This window comes from Actinorugispora endophytica (genome assembly GCF_004363075.1).
Lineage (GTDB): Bacteria > Actinomycetota > Actinomycetes > Streptosporangiales > Streptosporangiaceae > Actinorugispora > Actinorugispora endophytica.
Genome location: NZ_SNYN01000014.1, coordinates 97,552 through 103,551 on the forward strand (window position 1 = coordinate 97,552; position 6,000 = coordinate 103,551).

2 protein-coding genes (1 of these 2 only partly in view) are annotated in these 6,000 nt (G+C 71.4%); one reads left to right on the forward strand and one right to left on the reverse strand.

Annotation, left to right across the window (positions count from 1 at the left end; genetic code table 11):
- Window positions 1-4,799, reverse strand: partial view of an ADP-ribosyltransferase gene (locus tag EV190_RS16120; protein WP_208113204.1) — the 5' portion only. Its footprint begins 44,659 nt before the window's first position; 4,799 of the gene's 49,458 nt are visible here — the first part of the coding sequence; it begins with the start codon at window positions 4,797-4,799; its stop codon lies off the left edge, out of view.
- Between the two features lie 636 nt (window positions 4,800-5,435).
- On the opposite strand from EV190_RS16120, the gene EV190_RS23740 reads away from it, so the two are divergent.
- On the forward strand, window positions 5,436-6,000 hold a 565-nt coding region (locus EV190_RS23740; protein WP_208113205.1), incomplete at its 3' end, for a hypothetical protein.

Consider the following 6,000-nt stretch of genomic DNA (forward strand, 5'->3'; position numbering starts at 1 on the left):
GAGTCCTTGAGGGAGCGGGCACTGGGGTTGGTGTTGATGGCGGCGCGGACCTCGACGTCACCGGACCAGGTGCGGACGTTGACGTTGTTGCGGACCAGGCGGGTGGGGCGGGTGTGGCTGGTCTTGAGGTCGGCGTCGGGTTGGAGGCTGTGGAAGGTGACGTCGGTGCGGTCGGCGTGGACGGTGGTGGTGTGGCGACCGCTGAAGAAGTAGTCGCGCATCCAGTTGCGGGTGCGGTAGCCGGGGTTGGAGCTGAGGGCGTGGGTGTGCCCGGCGAGGGGCTCGCGGCTGAACAGGGTGGTGAAGAAGTCGTGCCCGGCGGGGCGCTTGAGGAAGTTCTGCAGGCCGGGGGCTTTGCCCAGGAGGCCGTAGAGGCGCTGGCGCAGGGTGGTGTCGCCGCTGCGGGTGCTGATGCCCTCGGTGGCGGTGGGCAGCGAGTCCAGGGCCACTGCCTGGGGTGACCGCTCGTTGTCCCCGATCGGGGGGCGGGCGCCGTTGATGATGTCGCGCGCCTGGGCGGCCTCCAGCGGGGTGGAGGTGTGCTGGGCGGCGTCCTGGTCCTGCTCTCGCGGGGCGGTGTCGGGGCCGTTGTTGGCGGGGGCCTCGAGTTCGATGCGGCCGTTGAGGGCGATGGGGGCGCCGTTGCGGTCGGTGAGCAGGTCGACCCGGTAGCCGTCGTAGTCGGGGCGGGACTGGGCGGTGGCGGCGCGGGCGTCGAGGGGCAGGTCGTCGGTTTTGCGGAACTTGCCCATCTCGGCGTGGAACTGCAGGTCGTAACGCCAGATGTCGGTGTCGCCCTTGTGGGTGACCGAGCTGGCGGTCTTGGTGCCGCTGGTGTCGTTCTCGGATCCCCGCGAGGAGAGCCACTGGTGCTGACCGCGGAAGCCGCCGCCGGCCTGGAAGCGGGCCATCCAGCGGGCGTCCCCGTTGGGGATGTCGCGGAACATGCCGCGGACGCGGACGCCGATGCGGTGGGCGCGCTCGTGCTCTTCGAGCCTGCGGTGGCCGGTGGTGCCGTCGGTGCTGGTGGCGGTGTGGTTCTTGGTGACGGTGCCGCCGAACTGACGGTTGCTGGGGGTGGCTTTGAGGCGGACGGTGATGTAGTCGGGGCGGAACCAGCCCTCGGTGTTCCGGGGGTCGACGAGGGCGGTCTCGATGAGGTGGACGTCGACGCCGTCGCCGGTCCACTCGTCGGCGCGGCCGACGAGGTTGGCCTCGGAGATCTGCTCGAGGATCTGGCCGGTGTTGTAGAGGGCGACCTCGTGGTCACGGCGGAAGTGGTTCTCGCGGGAGAAGAACCGGCCGCTGCGGTCGACCTGGCCGGGGGGTCTGCGGGAGTACTCGGCGCGGGCGCGGGCGATGTCGGGGATGACCAGGCCGGGGTACTGGCGGGCGATCCCGGTCAGAACCTGCTGGGCGTACGCGTCGACGACGGTGCGCGGAGGAGCGGGAGGGGCGTCGGCCTCGGGAGTGGTCCCGGGATCGGTCTGGGGAGCCGCGCCGGTGTCCGTGACCGGATCCGGGGCCGGGGTGATCGCGTCGGGGTCGGTGCCCTGCGCGTTCAGGGTGTCGGTGCCTGACGCGGTGGTTACGGGAGCGGGGACCGTTGTCGCGGCGGGCGCGTCGGGGGTCCAGTTGGTGTACTGGTCGCCGTTTTCCCAGGTGATGCCGCGGATGGGGGTACCGCCGAAGTGGTCGGGGCGGTCGCGGCGCAGGTGGGGGTAGACGGGGGTGTGGTCGGGGCGGGCCTGGGCGTCGTCGTTGTTGCGGTCGGGGTCGGCGAGCAGGCGGGCGTCGTCGACGCTGAGGGCCTCGACGGTTTGGCCGGTGAACCGGTGAGGGGTGTCATCGCCGTCGAACTGTAGGTAGAAGGTGCGATCGACGGCGTACATGGCGGCGTCGTCGGTGTGGGTGACGCGGGCCGTGCCGCCCTTGTCGACCTGCATGGTGCCGGAGGCGCCCTCGCGGTCGTGCCGGTAGTCGGCCAGGGGCAGGTCGGCGCGCAACTGGTTGCCGAACGCCTGCAGGACCATGCCGCCGCCGAATCCGCCGGCCACGGAGTCGGCGCGCAGGAAGGTGTTCTCGACCTCCTTGCTGGAGCTGACGGAGTGCTCCAGGCCCAGCCCGGCGGGGATGTCGGGGATGCGGGTGAGCCGGGTGGGCACCGACCACATCCTGACGAGGCGTTCGCGGCCCTGGTTGTCCTCGACCTCCAGGTAGATGGGGCCCTTGGTCATGGATTTGAGGTTGTCGCGGACGCTGTCGTCCGAGAGCAGGGAGCGGATCCCCCGGGCTTCGTGGCTGTCGTTCCAGGGGGTTTTCCTGCTGCGTACGAAGCCGGGAAGCACCGCGTCCTTGACGGCGTCCCCCGCGCGCCGGAACCAGGAGCGGGGGCGCGGGTCCGACAGGTGGTCCACCACCCAGTCCGCCATCGTCCGGCGGCCGCCCCGGCCACCCCGACCGGGGGCGGCGACGTCGCGCTCCTGGACGGTGTCCTGGTTATTCGTGTCGTCGGTGCTCTGCTCGCCGTCCTGGCGGTTGTCGCCCGGCTGGTCCCGGGGGGCGTCGTCGGCGGCGTAGATCCCGTTGACGGAGACGGGGTGGCCGCCGCCCAGGCGAATGCCGGGGTTGCCGCGGGCGACCGTGCCCGGTTCGGGCGTGTCGGCGGGGTCGAAGGGGTCGCGCAGGTGGATGAGGTCGGGCGCGTCGGAGGACCGGTCGGCCAGCTCCACGGTCAGGCTCAGCCCTTGGGGCGCCTCGAACACCGTGTCCAGGGTGTCCAGTTCGATGCCCTGGTTCTGGGTGTCGTCCCCGGCCTGGTTCTGCGCCGCGGGGTCGGGGTCGATGGTGAGGTGGGCGCGCAGGTCGGTGATGTGGTCCACGGCCTTGCCGCTGACGCTGGCGCCGCTCTGCATGCCGGTGTCGCGACCGATGAGCTGGTTGCTGGAGGGCTGGTTGAAGCCGCCCAGCAGGGTGAAGATGACGGCGGGGCCGATGCTGCCGGGCAGGGGGATGGGGAACAGCGGGTTGATGTAGACGGTGCCGCCGATGCCGCGGTGGACGGCCTCGCCGCGGACGTCCTGGTGCAGCAGGGGCTTGCCCGCGGAGTCGGAGTTGGACAGGTCCGGGACGGTGTCGTCGTTCTTGGGCAGGTCCTGCCCGCGCCGCCAGTCGTTGTCGCGCGAGCCGATGCGCAGGGTGGCCGTTCGTCCGCCGACGGTGACGGAGGCGCCGTGGTGACTGAAGAACGGGTACGGGTTATCGCGGAACTTCTGCTGGAAGGCGTCGCGGAAGGGCTGGGTCAGGTCCTGGTTCCGCTCGGCCAGGCCCTCGATCACGCCGTCGAAGCCGCGCCCGCCCTCGGGGCCGGTCACGGTCAACCCGATGCGCTGGGACTCCAGCAGCTCGCTGCCCAGCAGGTGGTCCAGCTGGCGCGAGTACGTGCGGAGGTCGTCCTCGCGGTTCTTGCCGGACTCCCGCTCCATCCTCGCCACGTCCGCCTCGAGGCGCGGGATGTCGCGGGTGGCGGACTCGGTGAGCTCTTTCCCTCTCTCGTGGTCCTCGTTGAGGACGTCGGCCTGATCGGCGTCGCCGATCATCTCGTTCCTGGCGTCCTCCTCGGCCCGCGCCAGGTCGTTCGACGCCTCCTCGGCCGTTCGGACGCGCTCGTTGTACGTGTTCTCGGCGGTGGTGAGGGCCTCCCGGAGGGCACGGGCCTCCTCGTCGAGGTTCCGTGCCCTCTCCCGCTCCTGTTCGAGCGTGCTGTCGGCCCGGGTGGCGCCCTCGGTGTCCTCGGGCGGGACCGTCCGGCGCTCCTGCTCCAGGCGCTGGACCTGTTGCTGCTGCTCCCGCGCCTCCCGGCTCTTCTCCTGCGCCTTCTCGGCGGCGTCGCGCCTGTCGTCGAAAGCTTGGTCGGCGTCGCGCTGGGCGGAGTCCCTGACCGACTCCAGCTGTTCCAGCCGTGCGATCCGCAGGTCCATCCGGGCGTCCAGAAGGTCCTGGCCGACGGTCGCGGTGTTCTGGAGCGCCGCACCGTAGGACTGCTCGGCCCGGAACAGGTCGAGTCGGTCCCGCGTCCAGTTCCGCTGGTCCCTCTCCATCGTCCGCCGCGTGGTCTCGACCTTCTCGTCGGCCTTGTCCACGGCGCGCTTCTGGTTGGACGCGGCGTCCTTCGCCGCTGCCTGGTCGCGGCGGGCCGTCTCGGTGTTCCGGGCCGCGGCGGTCCGGTCGTCGCGGTAGGCCACCGCGTCCTGGTCCCTGGTCGCGGTGGCCTCGGCCAGGGACCGCGTGCGCACCGGAACCAGGTTCTGCGCTTCCTGTTCGAGCCGGTCGGCCTGCTCCCGGAGGTTCGCGATGTCGAGGTGCGCCTGGTCCGGCGGCTCCTGGGTGTTCTGGTCCCGGGGGCCCGTGTCGTCGGCGGGGTTCTGCGCGTCCTGTTCGAGCCGGTCGGCGTCCGCTCGGAGCTGGCCGGCCTGCCTCCGCAGGTCCTCGGCGTCGCGGGGGGCCTGGTCCAGTGACTCCTGGGCACTCTGGACAGCCCGCTCCGACGTCTCCGCCCGCTGCCTGGACGCGTCCGCCCGCTGACGGGACGCGTCCGCCCGCTGCTCGGACTGCTGGGCCCGCTGCTCGGCCCGGTCGACCCTGCCCTGCCACTCCGCGCGGGTGGCGGCGGCGGCGCTCACGGCCTCGTCGTAGGCGGTTGCGGAAGCGTCGAACGCGGTCCTGGAGTCGGACTCGCGTGTCTGGGCGGTCTCCAGTCGGACCTGCTCGGCCTCGCTCCGCTGTCGGGCCTCGTCCACCCTGGCCTGTTGCTCGGCGACCTGCTGCTCGCGCTCCCGGACGCTCTCCGTGAAGGGGTCGGTGGCCTCGGGATCGGTGCCGGGCGGAGGAGCGCTCTCGCTGTCGGTGTCCTCGGCGGCCGTCTCGGGGACCTGGGTGGTCGGCGGCTGCTCCGAGGTCTCCGTCGCGTCGTGGACCGTGTCCGAGGAGTCGCGCCCTCCTGCGTCGCCGTCCCGCTCGTCCGCCGGTTGGACGGGGGAGTCGTCCCCCTGAGCGTTGGGGGAAGAGGGCTGGACGATCTCGGGGGAGGACGAGACCGTCTGCGGCGGGTCGCCGACCGGAGTGGTCGACGAGGGAGCCTGACCTGCTGCGTTCTGAGGGGAGTCGGCGTCGGTCTCCGTGGGGACGAAGGGCTGGTCGCCTCTGCCGTCCGAAGTCTGCGTGGCCTGGGGAGAGGTAGCCGAGGTGTTCGTGCCGGGGGCGCCGGAGCGGTTCTGGCCCTGGCCCTGGCCCTGACCCTGGCCTTGGCCCTGGTTCTGGGGGGTGCCGGTCTGCTGAGTGGGTGCCGAGGGGGTGTTGTTCGACCCTGTGGCAGGGGGTTGGGGAACGGGCGTGGTCGGCTGGAAAGTGGGGGACTCGTTGTCGCTGTTGTCGCCTTGGCCGGAGCCGGGGAGGAAGGCGGACGCGACGGTGAGGTCTCTGGTGTCGGCGGGGAGGTCGCCGAACGGGTCGTTCTTGAGGTTGGTGAGGGAGTCGATGAACCTTTGGGTGTCGAATCCCTTTTCCTGTGGGCGGGGGGCGAACTCGTCGGGGGTGGAGGGGAGCGAGCTCTCGGGGGTCTGCGTGGGGGAGTCGTCGAGGTCGGGGAGGGACGAGGCGTCGTCGGAGAACTCGTTGGCGTCGTCGAGGAGCGCCTGGTAGTCGTCGTCGCTGAGGGAGCTGACGTCGTCCAGGAGCGCCTGGTAGTCGTCGGTGTCGTCGAGGGAGCTGACGCCGTCGTCGTTGGTGTGGGGGAGAGGGGACCGGTTTCCGGTGTTCGTTCCGGTGTCGGTGTTGGTGCCGGGGGTGGGGCGTGGGGTGGGTGTGGGGGTGTCGTCGGTTCTGTTGTTGGTCTGGTTGTTGTTGGTGGTGTTGTCGGTTTCGGTTTTGGGTGGGGTGAGGTCGAGGTTGATGGTGCGGGGGGTGGTGTCGGAGACCGAGTCGGTGTCGGTGTCGAAGACG